The 21,844-nt window shown below is 67.0% G+C and carries 23 protein-coding genes and 1 riboswitch; of the genes, 18 read left to right on the plus strand and 5 right to left on the minus strand.

Features of this window, described 5'->3' with window-relative positions; translation table 11 throughout:
• The first annotated feature begins 408 nt into the window (after positions 1 to 408).
• Positions 409 to 618, plus strand: coding sequence for a hypothetical protein (locus ACXYMN_RS16510; RefSeq protein ID WP_459014759.1), 210 nt, complete (start codon positions 409 to 411; stop codon positions 616 to 618).
• A 60-nt stretch (positions 619 to 678) separates the two neighbouring features.
• Here the strand turns inward: ACXYMN_RS16510 and aroC are convergent, their stop codons facing one another.
• The gene (aroC, locus tag ACXYMN_RS16515) at positions 679 to 1,779 is read right to left on the minus strand and encodes a chorismate synthase (RefSeq protein ID WP_459014760.1); all 1,101 of its coding nucleotides are present in this window, start codon (positions 1,777 to 1,779) and stop codon (positions 679 to 681) included.
• 117 nt (positions 1,780 to 1,896) lie between these two features.
• Here aroC and ACXYMN_RS16520 point away from each other — a divergent pair, with 117 nt between their 5' ends.
• The 9 genes from ACXYMN_RS16520 to pssA all read left to right on the plus strand — a co-directional run bounded on the left by ACXYMN_RS16520 (position 1,897) and on the right by pssA (position 10,515).
• Entirely contained in the window at positions 1,897 to 2,742 is an 846-nt protein-coding gene (locus ACXYMN_RS16520; RefSeq protein ID WP_459014761.1) for an isocitrate lyase/PEP mutase family protein, read from the plus strand.
• An 80-nt stretch (positions 2,743 to 2,822) separates the two neighbouring features.
• Positions 2,823 to 2,923: riboswitch (TPP riboswitch) on the plus strand.
• A 45-nt stretch (positions 2,924 to 2,968) separates the two neighbouring features.
• Positions 2,969 to 3,952 carry a thiamine ABC transporter substrate-binding protein gene (locus ACXYMN_RS16525; protein WP_459014762.1) on the plus strand — a complete coding sequence of 328 codons (984 nt, stop codon included), beginning with the start codon at positions 2,969 to 2,971 and terminating at the stop codon, positions 3,950 to 3,952.
• Positions 3,928 to 5,451 carry a thiamine/thiamine pyrophosphate ABC transporter permease ThiP gene (locus ACXYMN_RS16530; RefSeq protein WP_459014763.1) on the plus strand — a complete coding sequence of 508 codons (1,524 nt, stop codon included), beginning with the start codon at positions 3,928 to 3,930 and terminating at the stop codon, positions 5,449 to 5,451. The genes ACXYMN_RS16525 and ACXYMN_RS16530 overlap by 25 nt, the downstream gene beginning before the upstream one ends.
• Entirely contained in the window at positions 5,438 to 6,136 is a 699-nt protein-coding gene (locus ACXYMN_RS16535; RefSeq protein WP_459014764.1) for a thiamine ABC transporter ATP-binding protein, read from the plus strand. Before ACXYMN_RS16530 ends, ACXYMN_RS16535 begins: the two co-directional genes overlap by 14 nt.
• A 119-nt stretch (positions 6,137 to 6,255) precedes the next feature.
• A complete protein-coding gene (locus ACXYMN_RS16540) occupies positions 6,256 to 6,966 on the plus strand; it encodes a DUF484 family protein (RefSeq protein WP_459014765.1) in 711 nt (236 codons plus the stop codon).
• Positions 6,963 to 7,889, plus strand: coding sequence for a tyrosine recombinase XerC (locus ACXYMN_RS16545; RefSeq protein WP_459014766.1), 927 nt, complete (start codon positions 6,963 to 6,965; stop codon positions 7,887 to 7,889). Before ACXYMN_RS16540 ends, ACXYMN_RS16545 begins: the two co-directional genes overlap by 4 nt.
• 145 nt (positions 7,890 to 8,034) lie before the next feature.
• Positions 8,035 to 8,640, plus strand: coding sequence for a glutathione S-transferase (locus ACXYMN_RS16550; protein WP_459014821.1), 606 nt, complete (start codon positions 8,035 to 8,037; stop codon positions 8,638 to 8,640).
• 457 nt (positions 8,641 to 9,097) lie between these two features.
• Entirely contained in the window at positions 9,098 to 9,769 is a 672-nt protein-coding gene (locus tag ACXYMN_RS16555) for a phosphatidylserine decarboxylase (protein WP_459014767.1), read from the plus strand.
• Positions 9,766 to 10,515, plus strand: a complete 750-nt coding sequence (pssA, locus tag ACXYMN_RS16560; RefSeq protein ID WP_459014768.1) for a CDP-diacylglycerol--serine O-phosphatidyltransferase — start codon at positions 9,766 to 9,768, stop codon at positions 10,513 to 10,515. The genes ACXYMN_RS16555 and pssA overlap by 4 nt, the downstream gene beginning before the upstream one ends.
• Here pssA and ACXYMN_RS16565 read toward each other — a convergent pair.
• Positions 10,505 to 11,170, minus strand: coding sequence for an outer membrane protein (locus ACXYMN_RS16565; RefSeq protein ID WP_459014769.1), 666 nt, complete (start codon positions 11,168 to 11,170; stop codon positions 10,505 to 10,507). The genes pssA and ACXYMN_RS16565 overlap by 11 nt on opposite strands.
• Positions 11,171 to 11,441: 271 nt before the next feature.
• Between ACXYMN_RS16565 and petA the strand changes: the two genes are divergently transcribed.
• The 8 genes from petA to uvrC all read left to right on the plus strand — a co-directional run bounded on the left by petA (position 11,442) and on the right by uvrC (position 19,336).
• Complete coding sequence (gene petA / locus ACXYMN_RS16570; RefSeq protein ID WP_459014770.1) at positions 11,442 to 12,005, plus strand: ubiquinol-cytochrome c reductase iron-sulfur subunit; 564 nt, start codon at positions 11,442 to 11,444, stop codon at positions 12,003 to 12,005.
• Positions 12,006 to 12,016: 11 nt separating this feature from the next.
• The gene (locus ACXYMN_RS16575; RefSeq protein WP_459014771.1) at positions 12,017 to 13,363 is read left to right on the plus strand and encodes a cytochrome b; all 1,347 of its coding nucleotides are present in this window, start codon (positions 12,017 to 12,019) and stop codon (positions 13,361 to 13,363) included.
• A gap of 19 nt (positions 13,364 to 13,382) precedes the next feature.
• Positions 13,383 to 14,177 (plus strand): cytochrome c1, encoded by a 795-nt coding sequence (locus tag ACXYMN_RS16580; protein ID WP_459014772.1) that lies wholly within the window; start codon positions 13,383 to 13,385, stop codon positions 14,175 to 14,177.
• Between the two features lie 228 nt (positions 14,178 to 14,405).
• Positions 14,406 to 15,200: a S49 family peptidase gene (locus tag ACXYMN_RS16585; RefSeq protein ID WP_459014773.1), complete on the plus strand. Its 795-nt coding sequence runs from the start codon at positions 14,406 to 14,408 to the stop codon at positions 15,198 to 15,200.
• 1 nt (position 15,201) lies between these two features.
• Entirely contained in the window at positions 15,202 to 15,372 is a 171-nt protein-coding gene (locus ACXYMN_RS16590) for a hypothetical protein (protein WP_459014774.1), read from the plus strand.
• Positions 15,369 to 16,322, plus strand: a complete 954-nt coding sequence (locus ACXYMN_RS16595; protein ID WP_459014775.1) for a calcium/sodium antiporter — start codon at positions 15,369 to 15,371, stop codon at positions 16,320 to 16,322. The genes ACXYMN_RS16590 and ACXYMN_RS16595 overlap by 4 nt, the downstream gene beginning before the upstream one ends.
• Positions 16,323 to 16,342: 20 nt before the next feature.
• Positions 16,343 to 17,137 carry an SDR family oxidoreductase gene (locus tag ACXYMN_RS16600; protein ID WP_459014776.1) on the plus strand — a complete coding sequence of 265 codons (795 nt, stop codon included), beginning with the start codon at positions 16,343 to 16,345 and terminating at the stop codon, positions 17,135 to 17,137.
• A gap of 324 nt (positions 17,138 to 17,461) precedes the next feature.
• On the plus strand, positions 17,462 to 19,336 hold the full coding sequence (gene uvrC / locus ACXYMN_RS16605; RefSeq protein ID WP_459014777.1) for an excinuclease ABC subunit UvrC: 1,875 nt from the start codon (positions 17,462 to 17,464) through the stop codon (positions 19,334 to 19,336).
• A 317-nt stretch (positions 19,337 to 19,653) separates the two neighbouring features.
• Here uvrC and ACXYMN_RS16610 read toward each other — a convergent pair whose 3' ends face one another.
• From ACXYMN_RS16610 to ACXYMN_RS16620, 3 genes are read right to left on the minus strand one after another with little or no spacing between them, the layout of a single operon-like run.
• Positions 19,654 to 20,085, minus strand: coding sequence for an acyl-CoA thioesterase (locus tag ACXYMN_RS16610; RefSeq protein ID WP_459014778.1), 432 nt, complete (start codon positions 20,083 to 20,085; stop codon positions 19,654 to 19,656).
• Positions 20,085 to 20,852: a TIGR02186 family protein gene (locus ACXYMN_RS16615; RefSeq protein WP_459014779.1), complete on the minus strand. Its 768-nt coding sequence runs from the start codon at positions 20,850 to 20,852 to the stop codon at positions 20,085 to 20,087. The genes ACXYMN_RS16610 and ACXYMN_RS16615 overlap by 1 nt, the downstream gene beginning before the upstream one ends.
• Positions 20,852 to 21,760, minus strand: a complete 909-nt coding sequence (locus ACXYMN_RS16620; protein WP_459014780.1) for a sulfite exporter TauE/SafE family protein — start codon at positions 21,758 to 21,760, stop codon at positions 20,852 to 20,854. Before ACXYMN_RS16620 ends, ACXYMN_RS16615 begins: the two co-directional genes overlap by 1 nt.
• Positions 21,761 to 21,844: the final 84 nt, after the last annotated feature.

The raw sequence follows: 21,844 nt of genomic DNA on the forward strand, positions 1-21,844 counted from the left end.
CCTGCCGTTTTTGGCAGATGACACGCTCTGCGCCGACGCAGCGGCCATTTGCCCCGACAATTCGGGGCCCGGTCGACGCGGCCTTCAAGGCCTGACGCCGCGGCCCCCCGGACGACGCCTCGTCGCATGTGCCCTTTCTGCCTGCCGCCGTCACCGCTGACGCTTGGTCATGCCCGGCGGCCGCATTCGCCCGACCTTGAGGCGCCGCGCCGGTTTGAAAATATTAACGAACGTTATCAAATCCTTACCTTTCGCATGCGAAAGGTTTTCAGCGCTTTTCCCGACCCGCCTGTCGGCCCCGTCGAGCCATGCGTGCCAAGCAAGTCAGGCATGTGCCTTTGGTGGTTGGGAATTGCCTGGGAATGGTCATTTGTCTGGGGACCGCAACGGAAACATTGAGAGTTCAACATGGCACATACGCTTGCCGATCACCGCCCCGACCTTTTCACCTGCGTCAGCGACGCGATGGAAGGTGCCCTGCGCTTCATGTCGCGCAACAACCCGCGCTTCCAGCAACTGACGATGCTGCGCGCAATGAACGACGCCGACCTTGCCGCCCGCGGCGAGACCCGCGCACAAGCTGTGCGCCGCACGTTCCGCAACCGCTTCTACCTGTAAGCGGCCCGTCCGGACCTCTCGACCCCCACGGCCCGCGTGCCGCGGGGGTCGGCGCAGCACCTACCCGATAGGCCCGCGCACCCCGCCTGTCTGGCCCCGGTCCAGCAACAGGTGGTCCAGGATCACGCAGGCCATCATCGCCTCGCCCACCGGCACCGCCCGGATCCCGACGCAAGGGTCATGCCGGCCCTTGGTGATCACCTCGGTCGGCTTGCCGGACTTGGTGATCGACGACCGCGGTTTCAGGATCGACGATGTCGGCTTGACCGCGAACCGCACCACCACATCCTGCCCGGTCGAGATGCCGCCCAGAATGCCGCCCGCATGGTTCGACGAATAAACCGGCTTGCCGTCGTTGCCGAGGAAGATCTCGTCGGCATTGTCCTCTCCGGTCAGCGCCGCCGCCGCCATGCCCTCGCCGATCTCCACGCCCTTGACCGCGTTGATCGACATCATCGCCGCCGCCAGATCGGTGTCGAGCTTGCCATAGACCGGCGCGCCCAGCCCCTCGGGCACACCGCGCGCCACCACCTCGACCACGGCGCCGCAGGAATTGCCCGACTTGCGCAGCCCGTCCAGATAGGCGGCCCATTCCTCTGCCGCGCGCGCCGAGGGCACCCAGAACGGGTTCTGCTCGATCTGGTCCATGTCGCGCCCGGGCCCCAGCGGATGCGGCCCCATCTGCACCATGTAGCCCTGCACCTCGAGCCCCGGCACCAGCTTGGCCAGCGCCGCCCGCGCAAGGCCGCCCGCCGCCACCCGTGCGGCGGTTTCGCGCGCCGAGGACCGCCCGCCGCCGCGCGGATCGCGGATGCCGTATTTCTGCCAGTAGGAGATGTCGGCGTGACCGGGGCGGAAGGTCTCGGCGATGTCGCCGTAATCCTTGGATCGCTGGTCGGTATTCTCGATCATCAGCTGCACCGGCGTGCCGGTGGTCTGCCCCTCGTAGACGCCCGACAGGATGCGCACCTGATCGGGTTCGCGCCGCTGGGTGGTGTACTTGTTCTGGCCGGGCTTGCGCCGGTCCAGCCAGTGCTGGATCGCGGCCTCGTCGATGGGCACCCCCGGCGGGCAGCCATCCACCGTGCAACCCAGCGCGGGCCCGTGGCTTTCGCCCCAGGTGGTGACGCGGAACAGGTGTCCGAAGGTGTTGTAGCTCATGCTGGCGTGCCCTTTGCTGCTGCCGCCCCTGTTAGGCCAGAGCGCGCATCGCCTCAAGAGGCGGGACAGACGCAACAGAAACCGTCTAGGCTGAAACCCTTGCCCAAGGAGGCCCCGATGACCGACCAGAAGACCAAACACGCGCGCTTTGCGGCGCTGCATCAGCGCGGCGCGGCCTTCGTCGTGCCCAACCCCTGGGACGCGGGCACCGCGCGGCTTCTGACCGCGATGGGGTTCGAGGCGCTGGCCACCACCAGCGCCGGGCTGGCCTTCGCGCGCGGCAAGCGCGACAGCTTTGCCGCCATCCCGCGCGAGACGCTGCTTCTGAACGCTGCCGCCATCGTCGCGGCCACCGACCTGCCGGTCACCGCCGACCTCGAGGATGGCTTCGGCCCCGCCCCGGAAACCTGCGCCGAGACGATCCGCATGGCCGCGAGCCTTGGCCTCGTGGGCGGCTCGATCGAGGACGCGACCGGCGATCCCGACGACCCGATCTATGCCATGGACGCCGCCGTGGCCCGCATCGAGGCCGCCGCCGAGGCCGCCCGCGACCTGCCGTTCCTGCTGACCGCCCGGGCCGAGAATTACCTCTGGGGCAATCCCGATCTCGACGACACGATCCACCGCCTGCAGGCCTTTTCGGCGGCGGGGGCGGATGTGCTCTATGCGCCGGGCCTGCCCGACCTCGCGACCATCCGCACCGTGTGCTCCGCGCTCGACAAGCCGGTGAACGTGGTCATGGGCCTGTCGGGCCTGCGGGTCAGCGTCGACGATCTGGCCGCCGCGGGTGTCACCCGCATCAGCACCGGCGGGTCCTTCGCGCGCGCCGCACTCGGGGCGGTGAAGCGCGCCGCCGAAGAGGTGCTGCACCACGGCACCTTCACCTATGCCGACGCCGCCATCCCCGACGCCGAGATCAGCGCGCTGATGACGATCACCCGACCGGACCGCCGCGACGACTGAGCCCGACCGCCCGGTCGCCCGACGGCCCTGCCACCCGAAACGGCGGGACCCTTGCAAGCCCCGCGGCGCTGCACTACGTCAGAACTACCTCGGGGTGCCGCAAGGCTGAGATGCGCAACTGCTCGAACCCGTTGAACCTGAACCGGTTAACACCGGCGGAGGGAAGGTTTGCCGGGCCTCTCATGCCCCCGATCTGACCCATCCGCCGCAAAGAGGAGGATGGGACTTGAGAACCCTCACCACGTTTGCAGCGGGACTACTTCTGGCGACCTCGGTCGCCGCGCAAGAGGATGTCCTGACCGTCTATGCGGGCGATTACGTCGTCTCGGAATGGGGCCCCGGCCCGAAAATCGAAGCGCTGTTCGAGGCCCGCTGCGGCTGCGATCTGCAATTCAAGCCCGGCGACCTGATGCCCCGGCTTCTGCTGGAGGGCGACCGCACCGAGGCCGACATCGTCTTCGGTCTGAACACCGACGTGACCCGGCGCGCGCGTCAATCGGGCCTGTTCGCGCCGCACGGGCAGGACCTTGACGGCCTGACCCTGCCGATCGACTGGACCGACGACACCTTCCTGCCGTTCAACTATTCCCACACCGCCTTTGTCTATGACAGCGACCGGCTGAGCGCGCCGCCCGAAACCTTCGCGGCGCTTCTCGCGGCGGGGGACGAGCTGAAGATCGTGATCCAGGATCCGCGCACCTCGATCTCGGGTCTGGCGATGGCGCTCTGGGTGCAGTCGGTCTACGGCGACGGCGCGCAAGAGGCCTGGGAAAAGCTGTCCGACAGCATCCTGACGGTGACCAAGGGCTGGTCCGAAAGCTACGGCCTGTTCACCGATGGCGAGGCCGACATGGTGCTGTCCTACACCACATCGCCCGCCTATCACCTGATCGCCGAGGAAGACGACACCATCAAGGCGGCGATCTTCCCCGAGGGCCATTACCTGATGGTCGAGCTGGTCGGAAAGGTGGCGGGCACCGATGTGCCCGAGCTTGCCGATCAGTTCATGGCCTTCATCCTGTCCGAGGATTTCCAGACCATGATCGCCACCGGCAACTGGTCGTTTCCGTCCGCGCTGAGCCAGGACAAGTGGCCCGCGGGCTTCCGGGCGCTCGATCTGCCCGGGACGTCCCTGCTTTACACCGAGGACGAGGCCGCGCGCTTGCGCGATCAGGCCGTCGAAGCATGGCGCGCCGGTCTCTCGCAATAATCGCGGGCGCGCTGGTGCTGGCGCTGACGCTGGTGCCGGTCGCGGCCGTTCTGGTCCGGGCCGGGGGCTTTGCCGCCTTCGCGCCCGGCGACCTTGCGGCGGTGCGGTTCACCCTCTGGCAGGCGCTGTTGTCGGCACTGTTCTCGGTGGGCTTCGCGGTGCCGGTGGCGCGGGCCTTTGCCCGACGCGACTTTCCCGGGCGCGGGATCCTGGTGGCGCTTCTCGGCGCGCCATTCATCCTGCCGGTGATCGTGGCCGTGCTGGGCCTGATCGCCACCTTCGGCAGCAACGGGCTGGTCAATCGCGGCCTCGCGGCGCTGGGTCTGCCCGGGTTCAGCGTCTACGGGCTGCACGGCGTCGTCATCGCGCATGTGTTCTTCAACCTGCCGCTGGCCACCCGCCTGGTGTTGCAGGGCTGGCTGGCGATGCCCGCCGAACGCCTGCGCCTTGCCGCGTCCCTGGGGCTGACGCCCTGGGCCATGTTCCGCACGCTCGAGGTGCCGATGCTGGGGCGGATCCTGCCCGGGGCCTTCGCGGTGATCTTCGTGATCTGCCTGTCCTCCTTCGCGGTGGCGCTGACGCTGGGCGGCGGGCCACGGGCGACGACCGTCGAACTGGCGATCTACCAGGCGATGCGCTTTGATTTCGACCTCGGGCGGGCGGCGGCGCTGTCGGTGGTGCAACTGGGCCTGGCGCTGGTGGCGGGGCTGGTGGCGCTGCGGCTGGCGGGGGGCGCGGGGACAGGCTTTGGCGCGGGACTCGACCGGGTGGTGCCGCGCTGGGACGGGCAGGGGGCCTGGGCGCGGATCGGCGACGGTGCGGCGATCTTCGCGGTGGCGCTGTTCCTCTTGATGCCGCTTGGGCTGGTGGTCGCGCGCGGGCTGCCGGGGGTGGCGCTGCTCGGCCCCGAAACCTGGACCGCGGCGGGAAACTCGCTTTGGGTGGCGCTGGTCTCGACCGGGCTGTGTCTGGCCTGGGCGCTGCCGCTGGCAACCCGGCGCGGCGAGCTTCTGGGCCTTCTGGGCATCGCGCTGTCGCCTCTGGTGCTGGGCACCGGGCTGTTCCTTCTGGTGCGGCCCTTTGCCAACCCCTTCGCGCTTGCGCTGCCGGTGACGGCGCTGGTCAATGCGCTGGTCAGCCTGCCTTTCGCGCTGCGCATCCTGCGCCCCGAAGCGGACGCTGTCCGCGCCGAGTATGCGCGGCTGGCGCAATCGCTGGACCTGACGCCGCGGGCATGGCTGCGCTGGGTGTTCCTGCCGCGCCTGCGCCGTCCGCTGGGCTTCGCGGCGGGGCTGACGGCGGCGCTGTCGATGGGCGATCTGGGGGTAATCGCGCTGTTTGCCGACCCGGACCGGACGACGCTGCCCTTGCATGTCTACCGGCTGATGGGCAGCTACCAGATGGCGGCGGCGCAGGGGGCGGCGCTGATGCTGCTGGGGGCCAGCCTCGCGCTGTTCTGGCTCTTCGATCAAGGGGGGCGGGTCGATGCTGGTGCTTGACGGTATCCGCCTGCGGGCGGGCGATTTCACCTTGTCGGCGGATATGACGCTGTCGCCCGGCGAACGGATCGCGGTGATCGGGCCGTCGGGGGCGGGCAAGTCGACGCTGCTCGACGTGATCGCGGGGTTCCAGACGCCCGGGGCCGGGCGCGTGCTGTGGCAGGGCCGCGACATCACCGCCGCGGCCCCGGGCAAGCGGCCCGTGGCGATCCTGTTCCAGGACCAGAACCTGTTCCCGCATCTCGACCTTGCGCGCAACCTGGCCCTTGCCCTCGATCCCGGCGGCGGCCGGATCACCCCCGAGGACAGCCGCAGGGTGGACGAGGTGCTGCGCGAGGTCGGGCTCGACGGCTTCGGCGCGCGCAAACCCGCCGCGTTGTCGGGCGGTCAGGCCAGCCGCGCGGGACTCGCGCGGCTGTTGCTGCAGAACCGCCCCGTGATCCTGCTCGATGAACCTTTCGCGGCCCTCGGCCCGGCGCTCAAGACCGACATGCTCACCCGCGTCCGCGCCCTGTCGGACCGGCTTGGCGCGCTGACCCTGCTGGTCAGCCACGACCCCGCCGACGCCCGGCGATGGGGCACCCGCACCATTCTTGTCGCCGACGGCATCGCCCATGCGCCGCAGGACACCGAGGCGCTGTTCGCCGATCCGCCGCCCAGCCTTGCGCGCTATCTCGGCGCGTGACCTCAAAGGCACCGCGTTTACCTTCCGGTCCCTTCGGCGTTGACACAAAGACCTTCGACAGAGGACAAGTCCCCAAAGGCCCGGGCAACACGGGACGTGCGACACCGACATGAGGCGACATGACGAGCCAACCCAAGATCGATGCCTCCCTGCGCGATGCGCTGATGGAGCGACCGGACCTTCTGCTGGAAGACGCCGACCTGATGCGCGCGCTGGTGGCGGCGAATGAACGCGCGATGGGCGCGAACATCGTCGATCTGCGCGGCATCGCCATGGAACGCCTCGAGGCGCGTCTCGACCGGCTCGAGGAGACCCACCGCTCGGTCATTGCCGCCGCCTATGAGAACCTCGCCGGGACCAACCAGTTGCACCGCGCCATCCTGCGCATGCTCGACCCGACCGAGTTCGAGCCGTTCCTGCGCGATCTGGGCGGCGATGTCGCCGACATCCTGCGGGTCGATTGCGTCAAGCTGGTGCTGGAATCCGCGGGTGCCGGCGCCGAGGACGCCGCCGTCGCGCGGCTTGGCGGCGTGCTGACCGTGGCCGAGCCCGGCTTCATCGACAGCTACGTTGCCAATGGCCGCTCGACGCCCGTGCGGCAGATCACGCTGCGCCAGATCGAGGACGGCAACCCGCGCATCTATGGCGAGCTGTGCGACTGGGTGCGCTCGGAGGCGTGTCTCAAGCTCGACTTCGGGGCGGGACGCCTGCCCGGGCTTCTGGTCATGGGCGCGGAGGATCCGCATCAGTTCACGTCACAGCACGGCACCGACCTTCTGGCCTTCTTCGCTGGGGTGTTCGAACGGTCGATGCGACGCTGGCTGCAATGAGCCTGACGCTGTCAGCCCAGGCGCGCGATGCGCTGGAGGGGTGGCTGGATACCGCGCGCGCGATCAAGGGACAGGCCGAGAACACGGCGACCGCCTACCGCGCGGATGTCATCGATTTCATTGCCTTCATGTCCCGCCATCACGGCGACAGCCAGGGGCTGGCCGCCTTGGCGCGTATCGCCACCAGCGACATGCGCGCCTGGATGGCGCATCTGCGCGGTGACGGGGCCAGCGCGCGGTCGATGGCGCGCAAGCTGTCGGCGGTCAAGTCGTTCTACCGCTACATCGCCGAGCGCGAGGGATACGAGCCGACCGCCGTGCTGTCGGCCCGCGCGCCGCGCTTTCAGAAGAAACTGCCGCGCCCGCTGACCGAGGATGCCGCCCGCGCGATGATCGACACCGTGGGCGATCAGGGCCGCGCGGACTGGATCGGCGCGCGGGACGCGGCAGTGGTGACGCTGCTTTACGGGTCCGGGTTGCGCATATCAGAGGCGCTGGGGCTGACCGGCGCGGCGCTGCCGCTGGGCGAAAGCCTGCGGATCCTCGGCAAGGGCGGCAAGGAACGCATCGTGCCGGTGCTGCCGGTGGCCCGCACGGCGGTGACCAGATACGTGGCCCTGTGCCCCTATGACATCACGCCCGGCACGCCGGTCTTTCGCGGCGCGCGGGGCGGTGCGCTGAACCCGCGGCTGGTGCAGAAGGTGACCGAGGCCGCAAGGATGCAGCTGGGTCTGCCCGCCACCGCGACGCCGCACGCGATGCGGCATTCGTTTGCCACACACCTGTTGCAGGCGGGCGGCGATCTGCGCGCGATCCAGGAGTTGCTGGGCCATGCGTCGCTGTCGACGACCCAGGCCTATACCTCGGTCGACCAGGTCCACCTGATGAAGGTCTACGCCGCCGCGCATCCCAAGGCAGGCTGAGGGGCGGGGTCCGCACGGCAATGCCGTCCGCACGGCAATCCCGGAAAAGAAGCGGCGCCCGGCGCGGTCGTCGCCGGTGCTTGCGGCACGCGGCGCGGGCTGTAGGGTTGTCGCGAAACGTCTATCCCGAAAGGTCCAGCGGATGATGAAACTCTACAAGCTCAGCCCGTCACCCTATGTGCGCAAGGTGCACGTCACCCTGATCGAAACCGGCCAGATCGACGACGTGACGCTGGTTTCGGGGGCGAACTCGCCGCTCGATCCCGACCCGGACCTGACCGCGCTGAACCCGATCGGCAAGATCCCGGCGCTGGTGCGCGACGATGGCGGCACGCTGTATGACAGCCGGGTGATCTGCCGTTACCTGGATGCCCGCGCGGGCGGCAAGCTTTACCCCGAAAGCCGGATCTGGGACGTTCTGACGCTGGAAGCGCTGGCGGATGGCATGCTGGATGCGGCGCTGGCGATGACCTACGAGCTGCGGTTCCGCCCCGAAGGCAGGGTCTGGGAGGACTGGATCGAGGCGCAGTGGGGCAAGATCGCCCGCGCGCTGGCGGCGGTCGAGGCACGCTGGATGAGCCACCTTGCCGGGCCGCTCGATGCGGGGCAGATCGCGGTGGGCTGCGCGCTGGGCTATCTCGACCTGCGCCACGACGCGCGCGGCTGGCGCGACGGACATGCGGCGCTGGCGGACTGGTACGAGGGTTTTTCGGCGCGCCCGTCGATGCAGGCGACGGTGCCAGAGGGCTGAGCGGCGCGGTGGCCGGGGCCGTCGTGGTTGCGGCGGGTTTGCGGCGAGGCCCCGGCGCGGGGGCCAGGGCGGTGGTGCGCGTCTGGTCGGTGACGAGGCCCCGGCGCGGGAGCGGACCGCACGCCCGGGCGCGGACCAAAGGCTGCTTGCAGCCGCCGCGCTCCAGCGTCGATCCGGCCCCACCGGTTTGGCGCTTTGGTGTTCCAAGCGCGCGGTTCGTTTCGGGCGACGATGTGGCGGGACAAGGCGCCTTGCCTGATCGTTGCGGCGCCAACCCGCCGGACCGGCGCTTCCAGGCCGACCGACAGGATCACGCAGCCTTCCTTGCGCGCACGGGGTCGGTCGCAGCCTCAAGGCCGCGCGCCGTCGCCACGCCGCCTTTGCCGCGAAACCCTTGCGCCCGCGCCTGCCCCCGGTTACCCGGTCAGGCGATATTCCGAACCCGAAAGGCAGCCCGATGCGGATGCGCGATACCTTCATCAAACCGATGCACCCCGAGGGGCGGCGTTTTGTCGGCATCTTTGCCGTCGTCACGCTGGTCCTGTTTCTGGTCTGGGAACCGCTGGGCTGGATCGGCGTCGGTCTGACGATCTGGTGCTACTACTTCTTCCGCGACCCCGAGCGGGTGACGCCGGACCGTCCGGGCCTCGTGATCTCGCCGGCCGATGGCGTCGTGTCGCTGATCGAGGAGGCGGTGCCGCCGCCCGAGCTGGGCCTGTCGGAGGTGCCGCTCTTGCGGGTGTCGGTGTTCATGTCGGTGTTCAACTGCCATATCAACCGCGCGCCGGTGGCGGGCACCGTCAAGCGGGTGGCCTACACGCCCGGCAAGTTCCTCAACGCGTCGCTCGACAAGGCGTCCGAGGACAACGAGCGCAACGGCATCGTCATCACCATGGCCGACGGGCGCGATCTGGGCGTGGTGCAGATCGCGGGGCTGGTGGCGCGGCGCATCCTGTGTTTCACCCGTGAAGGCGCAGAGATCGCGCGCGGCGAGCGCTTTGGCCTGATCCGGTTCGGATCGCGGCTCGATGTGTACCTGCCCGAGGGCGTGACCCCGGACGTGGCCATCGGGCAGACCATGGTCGCGGGCGAGACGATCCTGGCGCGGCTTGACGGAGACGCCGAATGAGCGAGACCCCGCGCGGCGACAAGCTGACGCTGGTGCAGCTGGTGCCGAACATGCTGACGATCACGGCGATCGGGCTGGGCATGACCTCGATCCGGTTCGGGCTGTCCGAGCGTTGGGAACTGGCGGTGCAGATGATCCTGCTGGCCGCCGTGCTGGACGGGCTGGACGGGCGGCTGGCCCGGGCGCTGGGGTCCGACAGCAAGATGGGGGCGGAACTCGACAGCCTCGCGGATTTCCTGAATTTCGGCGTGGCCCCGGGGCTGCTGCTGTATCTCTGGGCGCTGCAGGACCTGCGGGGCCTCGGCTGGCTGGCGGTGCTGGTCTATGCCATCTGCTGCGTCATGCGGCTGGCGCGGTTCAACGTGGCGCGCAAGGAAGAGCAGGGCGGCAAGGGCGGTGACGGAGCCTTTTTCATCGGTGTGCCGTCGCCCGCGGGCGCGATGCTGGCGATGTTGCCGATGTTCGCGTCCTTCGCCTTTGCCGACGGGCCGGTGCTGCCGGATTTCCTGCTGGCGCTCTATGTCATGGGGATCGGCATGCTGATGGTCAGCCAGGTGCCGACATGGTCGTTCAAGACCACCCGCGTGCCGCGCCGCAACGTGAAGCTGTTCCTCGTGGCCTTCGCCATCGCGGGCGCGGTTCTGTTCACCTATGCGTGGATCAGCCTGGTGATCCTGTGCGTGTTCTACGTGATTGTGGTGGCCTTGAAGCTGGTGACGCTGCGCCGCCGTCGCTTCAAAAGCTGATCGACAGGCCGAAGTTGATCGCGTTGGTGCGGAGCACGGTCCTGCCCGAGCCGCCGCCTTCGAGGTCCAGATCGTTCCACGACGCGGTGAACTGGTATTCGGTGAACAGCGCCATGCGGTCGGTGACATCGACGCTGAGCCCGGCCAGCGCGCGCATGGCGGGACCGGCAAGCTGGTAGCCATAGGTGTCCGAGCCGCCGATTTCGACATCCACATGCGGCAGGGCAACGCCCAGACCGGCGCCGACATAGGGCGTTGCGGTACCGAGCGCATCGGGCCAGCGAACCATCGCGTTGGCGGTGAGGATGTTGAGCCCGTCGGTCAATTCGAACCGGGAAAACCCCAGCGCGTCGCGGTCGTCCTTGTCGAGATAGGCCTTGATATGGGTGAATTCCGCGCCGAAGCCCAGATTGTCGGTCTGCCACCAGGTGCCGCGCAGGCCGTAATAGGGCGGCATCTCGAAGGATTTGCCGTGCCAGTCGACCTTGCGGTCATAGTCGCCGCCGGCGGGATACGTCCCGTCGAGCGTCGATGGCGCCACGTTCTGCGAGCCCGCGTAAAGCGAAAGCTCGAACTCGGCCATCGCCGGGGTGGCCATCGCGGCCAGCAGCGCGCAGGCGAGGGGGGTCTTGACCGGTATGCAGCTGAAATCCATTTTCTGACAAAGCCGATTCAGAGAAGAGACCGAAATGTCGGTCAATGATGCGTTTTTTCCCGTTTCCGAACCGACCGGTTCAGCTTGAAGGGTCCTCGCATGCATGTATGATCGCTTTGGCGCGACACAAAGCCCCTTTTTGCGATCTCCCGCCTTTGTGTTCTGGACGGCTCTGCACAGTGCCGTTATTCAGCGCCCTAGATTCCTGATGGACCAAATTGTGGGTCCGCACGTCTTGCCGGTCATCCGGCGCAAGAACGGAGAACACCTCGTGTCGAATGCAGAAGATCACGCAGGCACCCGGAGGGACTTCCTCTATTATGCCACTGCCGGTGCCGGTGCTGTCGCCACGGGCGCGGCTGTCTGGCCCCTCGTGAACCAAATGAACCCATCCGCCGACGTGCGGGCGCTGTCGACCATCCGGGTGGATATCGGCGGCATCTCGGAAGGGTCTCAGATCACGGTGAAATGGCTGGGCAAGCCGGTGTTCATCCGCAACCGCACCCAGCCCGAGATCGACGAGGCGCGCGGCGTCGACGTCTCGGCGCTGCCCGATCCGGTGGCGCGCAACGCCAACATCCCCGGTGAGGCCGCGGCGACGGACGAAAACCGCGCCCTCGACGAAGAGGGCCGCTGGCTGGTGATGATGGGTGTCTGCACCCACCTCGGCTGCGTGCCGCTGGGCGACGGTGCCGGGGATTACGACGGCTGGTTCTGCCCCTGTCACGGGTCGCACTACGATTCCTCGGGGCGTATTCGCCGCGGTCCCGCACCGGAGAACCTGCCCGTGCCGACCGCCGAATTCGTCGACGAAACCACGATCCTGCTCGGTTAAGGGAGAAAAACATGGCTGGTATCCCGCACGACCATTACGAACCGAAGACCGGCGGAGAGAAGTGGCTGCACAAGCGGCTGCCGATCGTCGGAATTCTGTATGACACGCTGATGATCCCGACCCCCAAGAACCTCAACTGGATGTGGATCTGGGGCATCGTGCTGACCTTCACGCTGGTGTTGCAGATCGCCACCGGCGTCACGCTGGTGATGCATTACACGCCGCATGCGGACATGGCCTTTGCCTCGGTCGAGCATATCATGCGCAACGTCAACGGCGGCTGGGCGCTGCGGTATATCCACATGAACGGCGCGTCGCTGTTCTTTGTGGCGGTCTACGCGCATATCTTCCGGTCGCTGTATTACGGGTCCTACAAGGCACCGCGCGAAGTGACATGGATCATCGGCATCCTGATCTACCTCTTGATGATGGGCACCGCCTTCATGGGCTACGTTCTGCCCTGGGGCCAGATGTCGTTCTGGGGGGCCACGGTGATCACCGGTCTGTTCGGCGCGATCCCGTTGATCGGCGAGTCGATCCAGACCTGGCTGCTGGGCGGACCGGCGGTCGGCAACTACACCCTGACGCGCTTCTTCTCGCTGCATTACCTGATGCCCTTCCTGATCCTGGGCCTCGTGATCGTGCACATCTGGGCCTTCCACACCACCGGCAACAACAACCCCACGGGTGTTGAAGTGCGCCGCGGATCGAAGGCCGAGGCGCAGAAGGACACCGTGCCGTTCTGGCCCTACTACGTGATCAAGGACCTGTTTGCGCTGGCGCTGATCCTGGCGGTGTTCTTTGCCGTCGTGGGCTTCATGCCGAACTTCCTGGGGCATCCGGACAACTATATCGAGGCGAACCCGCTGGCGACGCCCGCGCATATCGTCCCCGAATGGTACTTCCTGCCGTTCTACGCCATCCTGCGCGCCTTTGACGGCGATGTCTGGGTGGTGATCGCGGCAAGCTGGATCTCGGGCGGCATCATCGATGCGAAGTTCTTCGGCGTGATCGCCATGTTCGGCGCGATCGCGGTGATGGCGCTGGCCCCCTGGCTGGACACGTCGTCGGTCCGGTCGGGCCGCTATCGTCCGCAGTTCAAGTGGTGGTTCTGGCTTCTGGTCATCGACTTCTTCGTACTGATGTGGGCAGGCGCCATGCCCGCCGAGGGGATCTATCCCTACATCGCACTGCTTGGGTCGGCCTACTGGTTCGCCTACTTCCTGGTGATCCTGCCGCTTCTGGGCGTGCTGGAGAAGCCGCTGCCGCGTCCCGATACGATCGAGGCCGACTTCGAAGCCCACAAATCCGCGACGGGTGGCACCAAGACCATCCCCTCGGTTTCTCCGGCCGAATAAGAAAGGATCGGAAAACGTGATGTTCAAGAAACTCGCACTTTCAGCCCTCGTGGCTCTGGGCCTTTCTGCCGGCGGTGCCTATGCCGCCGGTGCAGAGGGTCATGTCGAAAACTACGACTTCTCCTTCGAGGGTCCGTTCGGCGCATTCGACCAGAACCAGCTGCAGCGCGGTCTGCAGGTCTACACGCAGGTCTGTTCGGCCTGCCACGGCCTGCGCTACGTGCCGTTGCGGTCGCTCGGGGACGAGAGCGGCCTGGGCTATTCCGAAGAGCAGGTGCTGGCCTACGCGTCGCAGACCTATGAGGTCTTCGATCCGGAGCTGGACGACTTCCGCCCCGCGCGCCCGACCGACAACTTCCCCGCCAACACGGCGGTGGGCGCACCGGACCTGTCGCTGATGGCGAAGGGACGGGCCGGGTTCCACGGCCCCTACGGCCTGGGCATCAACCAGTTCTTCAAGGGCATGGGAGGTCCGGAATACATCGCCTCGTTGCTGACCGGGTATACCGGCGAGGAAAAAGAGCAGGCCGGGACCATCCTCTACGAGAACACCGCCTTTCCGGGCGGCTGGATTTCGATGGCCCCGCCGCTTTACGGCGATGACGTGGCATATGCCAACGCCGAGATCGAGACCACGATCGAGCAGCAGTCCAAGGACGTCGCGGCCTTTCTGATGTGGACCGCGGAGCCCAAGATGATGGCCCGCAAGCAGGCCGGTTTTCTGGGCGTCGTGTTCCTGACGATCCTGTCGGTGTTGCTGTACCTGACCAACAAGCGCCTGTGGAAGCCGATCAAGTCCCGCGCCGAGGACTGATCCGGTTCGCTACACGAATGTCTGAAAGGCCCTGCCCCGGCGGGGCCTTTTGCCGTCCGCGGGCGGGCTGACGGCGAGGGGTCGGCGCCACGGGCGCCACGGGCGGCAGGCGACGGGCAGGCGACGGGGCGGCCCTGACGCCAAGGCATACTGGCGGCGGTGCAATGGTCTGCAACCTCGGCGGTGCGGCCCCTTGTTTACCGGGCGCGCGCGATCTAAGTCCAAGGCATGAAGAACCCACTTACCTATTTGAAACGCGGACCCGTGGTGTCGGTGGTGCGCATGCAGGGCGCGATCGGCATGGGCCGGGCAAGCCTGTCCGACCGGTCCGTTGCCGATATGCTCGACAAGGCGTTCAGCCGGGGCAAACCCAAGGCGGTCGCGCTCGAGATCAATTCGCCGGGCGGATCGCCGGTGCAATCGTCGCTGATCGCGGCGCGCATCCGGCGGTTGTCAGAGGACAAGAAGGTCCCCGTGCTTGCCTTTGTCGAGGACGTGGCGGCATCGGGCGGTTACTGGATCGCGAGCGCCGCGGACGAGATCTATGCCGACGACAGCTCGATCCTGGGCTCGATCGGGGTGATCTCGGCTGGCTTCGGCGCGCATGTCTTCCTGCAGCGGCAGGGCATCGAGCGGCGCGTGCACACGGCGGGCGAATCGAAATCGATGATGGACCCGTTCCGCCCCGAGAAGGAAGAAGACGTCGAACGGCTGAACCGGCTTCTGGAGCAACTGCACGGAAATTTCATCGGCCAGGTGAAGACCCGGCGCGGCGACAAGTTGACCGACGATCCCGACCTGTTCACAGGCGAGATCTGGTTGGGGGCAAGCGCCGTCGAGGTCGGGCTGGCGGATGGTATCGGGCATCTCGACCAGGTGTTGAAAAAGCGTTTCGGCGAGGATGTGAAACTGCGCCGCTATGGTCAACGCAAGTCGCTGCTGAGCCGGTTCGGGGCCAATGTCGCCGAAAGCGCCTATCAGCAGATCGAAGAACGCGCGTCGTTCGCGCGGTTTGGTCTGTGACGTGATCGTCAAGATTGTCCTTCTGTTTCTGGTGTTCATGGGTGTGCTGGCCATGTTCGGCAAGCTCAGGGTGCCCGGCGCCAAGCAGTTGTCCGACCGCAAGTGCAAGAGTTGCGGACGGTTCCGGATCGGCAAGGGGCCATGCCCCTGCGGCAAGGGAACGCGCGGATGATGGTCTACCTGTCCGGCCTTCTGGGCCTGGCGATCCTGCTGCTGGCGGGCGACGCGCTGGTCAAGGGTGCGGTGAACCTGGCGCTGCGGCTGGGGGTTCCGGCGCTGATCGTCAGCCTGACCATCGTGGCCTTCGGCACCTCCGCGCCCGAGCTTCTGATCTCGGTCAACGCGGCGCTTGACGGGGTGCCGGGCATCGCGCTGGGCAACGTCGTCGGATCGAACACCGCCAATGTGCTGCTGGTACTGGGAATCCCGGCGATGCTGGCGGTGATGCACACATCGGCGCATGACACCCGCAAGAGCTATTTCATCATGCTGGCGGCGACGCTGCTGTTCATCGGGCTGGCCTTTCGCGGCGTGTTCGACTGGATCGCGGGGCTGATCCTCGTGGCGACGCTGATGGCGATCCTGGGCGATGCATTCCGCGACAGCCTCAGACATCGCAACGGCATCGCGGCGCAGGCCGACGAGGAGGAGGACCTGGAAGGCGCGGACCCCGAGATGCGCTGGTGGAAGATCCTGCTGTTTCTGGCGCTGGGCCTTGTCGGCCTGCCGCTGGGCGCCGACCTGCTGGTCGACAGCGCCCGAGAGATCGCGTCGCGCTTCGGCGTTTCGGACACGGTGATCGGCCTGACGCTGGTGGCGCTGGGCACCTCGTTGCCGGAACTGGCCACGACGGTGTCGGCGGCGCTGCGCAAGCAGGCGGACGTGGCGCTGGGCAACGTCATCGGGTCGAACATGTTCAACCTGCTGGCCATCATCGGCATCGCCAGCCTGATCGCGCCGCTTGAAGTGGATGCGGAGATCCTGCGCTTCGACCTCTGGGTGATGCTGGGGGCGTCGCTGCTGCTGGTGCCCTTCGTGCTGATGAAGCGCGATCTGACGCGCAGCTGGGGCGTGATCTTGTCGCTGCTGTATCTGGGCTATGTGGGTTACGTATTGAGCTGACGACCCCAGAGGATGCGTGCATGACCGATACCGATCAACCCCGCGCCGTCGTGACCGGCGGCGGACACCGTCTTGGCCGCGCGATGGCGCTGTATCTGGCCGGGCGTGGCTGCGATGTGGCGGTGCATTACAACACCTCGGAGGTCGCCGCAGAGGCGCTGGCGGCGCAGATCCGGGACATGGGGCGCAAGGCCGCGACGGTGGCCGCGGACCTTCTGGACGAAGACGCGGTGCAGGGGCTGATGCCCGCCGCCGCAGAGGCGCTTGGCGGGCCGATCACGCATCTGGTCAACAACGCCTCGATCTTCGAATATGACAACATCGAGAGCGCGACGCGCACCAGTTGGGACCGGCACCTGGAAAGCAACCTGCGCGCGCCCTTCGTGCTGACACAGGCGCTGGCGGCGCAGGTTCCGGCCCCGGTGGCCGATGCCAATTCAGAGCCGGTGGCGCGCGGTCTGGTGGTCAACATGATCGACCAGAGGGTGCGCAAGCTGACACCGGAATTCATGACCTACACGATTGCAAAGATGGGGCTCTGGGCGTTTACCCAGACCGCGGCGCAGGCGCTGGCACCGCGGGTCAGGGTCAACGCCATCGGTCCCGGTCCGACCCTGCAGGGCGGCCGCCAGAGCGATACGCATTTTGCCCGACAGCGCGCCGCCACGGTGCTGGGCCGGGGCGCGAATACCGACGATATCACCGCGGCGCTGGGCTATCTGTACGATTCGCCCGCCATCACCGGTCAGCTTCTGTGTGTCGACGGCGGACAGCATCTGGCCTGGCAGACGCCGGATGTGATCGGGCTTGAATAGGTGACGTTGTGTCAAGTTATGCACGGGTCCGGGCGGCATCGGCGGCTTGATCACGGAAACGCGATAGAATTCAGGATGTTGCAGGCGCAGCATAATTCTTTCGTTCAATTTCAAGGGCTTGAATTTGTGCCTAAAAATTGGGCAAACCGACAAGGCCACCGAAAACAAAGAATAATTTCACGACATGTGGATTTTGCCCAAAGGTTTATCCACAGGATCGGTGGATGTTAAACAGGTTGAAACAATGTTGTGACAATTGCAGCGACCGAACAGAATCAACCCAGGAACCCGACCTTCCCGTCAGGGTCACCCAACCGAGCGACGATGACCAAATCCGACAGCGACCAGACCGCCCCGTTGCGCGGGCATGACTGCATCCAGGCCTATCTGCGGACGCTGGACACATCGCCCGGCGTCTACCGGATGCTGGATGAGCAGAGCCGCGTGCTGTATGTCGGCAAGGCGCGCAACCTCAGGGCGCGGGTGTCGAACTACGCGCGGCCCGCGGGTCATTCGCGGCGCATCGCACGGATGATCGCCGACACCGCGTCGATGATGTTCCTGACCACGCGCACTGAGACCGAGGCGCTGCTGCTTGAACAGAACCTGATCAAGCAGCTCAAGCCGAAGTTCAACGTGTTGTTGCGCGACGACAAGTCGTTTCCGAACATCCTCGTGACCGGCGATCATGATTTCCCGCAGATCAAGAAGCATCGCGGCGCCAAGCGCGAGAAGGGGTCCTATTACGGCCCGTTCGCCAGTGCGGGCGCGGTGAACCGGTCGCTCAACCAGTTGCAGAAGGTGTTCCTGCTGCGCAACTGCTCGGACTCGGTGTTCGAGAGCCGCACACGGCCTTGCCTGTTGCACCAGATCCGGCGCTGCAGCGCGCCCTGCGTCGGGCGCATCTCGCAGGCCGACTATGCCGAGACGGTGCGCGATGCCGAACGCTTCCTGTCGGGGCGGACGACGCAAATCCAGGAGACGCTGGCGGCGCAGATGCAGACCGCGTCCGAGGACATGGAGTTCGAGCGCGCGGCGGCGCTCCGCGATCGGATCCGGGCGCTGACGCAGGTGCAGTCGGTGCAGGGCATCAACCCCAAGGGCGTGTCCGAGGCCGATATCATCGCGCTGCACATGGAACACGGGCAGGCCTGCGTGCAGGTTTTCTTTATCCGGGCGAACCAGAACTGGGGCAATCGCGATTTCTATCCGAGGGTCGGCGACGACGTCGATGCCGCCGAGGTGATGGAGGCCTTCATCGGCCAGTTCTACGACACCAAGGAGCCGCCGCGCCAGCTGATCCTGAGCCACGGCATCGAGAACGCCGATCTGATGCAGCAATTGCTGAGCGACAAGCTGGGCCGCAAGGTCGAGATCAACGTGCCGCAGCGCGGTGAGAAGGCAGAGCTGGTCGAGGGCGCGGCGCGCAATGCACGAGAAAGCCTGGCAAGGAAGATGTCCGAGACGGCGACCCAGACCAAGCTGCTGAAGGGTCTGGCCGAGGCCTTCGGGCTGGACACGGTGCCCGAGCGGATCGAGGTCTACGACAACAGCCACATCCAGGGCACCAACGCCGTCGGCGCGATGATCGTGGCGGGGCCCGAGGGGTTCCTGAAAAGCCAGTACCGCAAGTTCAACATCAAGGGCGAGGATGTGGTGCCGGGCGACGATTTCGGCATGATGAAAGAGGTGCTGGAGCGCCGGTTCAAGCGGCTTCAGAAGGAAGACCCGGACCGCGACAAGGGCTTGTGGCCGGATCTGTTGCTGATCGACGGCGGTGCCGGGCAGGTCTCGGCGGTGCATGGGATCATGGCCGAATACGGCGTCGAGGACATCCCGATGGTGGGCGTGGCCAAGGGCATCGACCGCGATGCGGGCAAGGAGGAGTTCCATCGCAAGGGGACGCGGCCCTTCGCGCTGAGGCACAACGATCCGGTGCTGTATTTCGTGCAGAGGATGCGCGACGAGGCGCACCGGTTCGCGATCGGCACCCACCGGGCCAAGCGGGCGAAGTCGATGGGGAAGAACCCGCTGGACGAGATCTCGGGCGTGGGGGCATCGCGCAAGCGCGCGCTGCTGGCGCATTTCGGATCGGCCAAGGCGGTCGGGCGCGCCAATCTGGCGGATCTGAGGGCCGTCGAGGGGGTGTCGGAGGCGTTGGCAGAGCGGATCTACGGGTATTTCCACGAAAAGGGCTGAGGTCTGGCCTGCGCCGGTGTCACGGGGCCCCGGTCGGGGGCCGGGGCGCGGGTGGCGGCGCGAGGGGCGCGGGACAAGGCTGTTTGCAGCCGCCGCGCCAGCGCCTGCCCGCCCCGGTGGGCTGGCGCTGTGGGGCCGTTTGTGAGCGGGCTGTGCTGTCGAAGGATCTGGCGGGGATCAAGCGCCCGGCCCGGGCGTTGCTGCGCCATCCCGCGGGCAGGCGTTCAAGGTGTGCTCCGGTGGGTGTGAGGGACGGATCGGGGTCCGGGGCGGGGTTGGGCGGGGCGGTGATCGCGGCTCGAACCGCGCAGGTCTGCCTAGACCGAGATCCGCGCCAGCGTGTCGCGCAGCGGATCCGGGATCGGCATCGGGCGGCCATCGGCACCGAGCAGCACCTGGACGAAGTGCCCCAGACAGGCGGCAGTCTCGTCGCCGCTGCGAAACAGCGCCACCTCGATGCGGCAGGACGATCCTCCGATGCGGGCAATGCGCAGGCCCGCCGCAAGCGCGTCGGGAAAGCCCAGCTCGCGGAAATAGCGGCAGCCGCTCTCGACCACCACGAAGCGCCTGGCATCCGGGCCGCGGATGTCGATACCGTTGTCGAGCTGCCAATAGCTCAGCGCGGTATCGAACAGCGCGAGGTAGGTGGCGTTGTTCATGTGGCCGTATTCGTCGTTGTCGTCCCAGCGCGTCTGGATCGGCACGAAGGCGGCAAAGTCGGCGCGGCGCGGGGCAGGCGGTCTGGACATCAGGACCTCAGCAGGCGGGTGGCGGCGGCGGCAGTCCAGCCCGCGGCAAGAGCGATCGCCACGGCGAGCAGACCGTAGATCAGGGGCTGGTTCTGCGACAGGTTGAACAGCCAGCGCCCGAGACCGATCTTGCGCACCTCGATGTCGCGCGCGATCTGGCTGACCACCCGGCCCTTGCGGGTCAGGAAGATGCGGGTCTGGTAGCGGCCCTCGGTGAGGTTGGCGGGCAGTTGCACGCGGGTGGAGAACAGCGTCTGTTCGCGCACGGTGACATCGCCTTCGCGCAGCAGGTATTGCCCGGCTTCGCGGCGGATGCGGATCACGGCGTCGGTGAAAATCTGGGCATTCTCGACGCTGTCCGGCGCGCCGACGGAGCGGATCGCGCGCGGGACCGAGACGTGATGGCGCAGGTCCTCGACATTGCTGAGCACCGCGCCGAACGGGCCGGACGTGGCGATGGCGTAGAACGAGGGCGCGAGGTCGACCTCGACCGCGTCGGTATTGGCCCAGACCCCCAGCACGCGGTCCTTGCGGTACACGGTCAGCGGCACATAGGGGCCTTCGACGGTGATCACCACATCGAGGTCGCTGTCCAGGGGGATCGCGTCTTCGCGCTTGACCGCGCCGTAGATCAGGATTTCCGAACCGTCGAAATTGGTCGAAATCGAGACCGTGTCGCTGCTGAGATCGAGCACGACGTCTTCGGCGGCCGGCGTCGGCTGGGTCTGCAGAAACAGCGAGACGAGCAGGGCGAGGCTGCGGCGCATCAGCCGCCCTCCGCGATGACGAAAAGCTCGTCCGGGGTGAGGAACAGATCGAGGGCCAGCTTGAAGCAGACCGCAAGGACAAGACCGGCGAGCAGGATGCGCAACTGCTCGGCCTTCAGCTTTGATCCGACCACCGCGCCGAACTGCGCGCCGAGCACACCTCCGACGATCAGCGCCAGCGCGAGGATGATGTCGACGGTCTGCGAGGTGGTGGCGTGCAAAAGCGTGGTGAAGGCGGTCACGAAGATGATCTGGAACAGCGATGTGCCGATCACCACCTTGGTGGGCATGCCCAGCAGGTAGATCATCGCGGGCACCATGATGAAGCCGCCGCCGACCCCCATGATCGCCGCCAGAACGCCCACCGCCGCGCCGACAGCCAGCGGCGGGATCGCCGAGATATAGAGCCCCGAGGCCCGGAAGCGCATCTTGAATGGCAGGCCATGGACCCAGCCGTGACTGCGACGCCTGGGCCGCGCGCCGGATTTCGACCGCCGCAGGGCGCGCAGGCTTTCGACGAACATCAGCCCGCCGATGATGCCGAGGAAGATGACATAGGCAAGGCGTACCAGCAGATCGACCTGGCCCTGTTCCTTGAGGATGTTGAATACCCAGACGCCGAAGCCCGAGCCCCCGAGCCCACCAGCCAGCAGCACCACCCCCATGCGCAGGTCCACCGTGCGGCGCTTGAGATGCGCCATGACGCCCGAGACCGAGCTTGCCACGATCTGGTTGGCCCCGGTGGCCACGGCCACGGCGGGGGGGATGCCCATGAAGAACAGCAGGGGCGTGATCAGGAACCCGCCGCCGACCCCGAACATGCCCGACAGCATGCCCACGAGCGTGCCGAGGCCCAGAAGCAGGATCAGATTGACCGAAACCTCGGCGATGGGAAGGTAGAGTTGCATCCCGCCAGCATGTGCCGCGCGGCGGTGAAAGGCAATGTGGTGCGAGGGCGATCCGGAGGTGGGGGGGGGGGGGGGGGGGGGTAG

Source organism: Roseivivax sp. CAU 1753 (genome assembly GCF_054482575.1).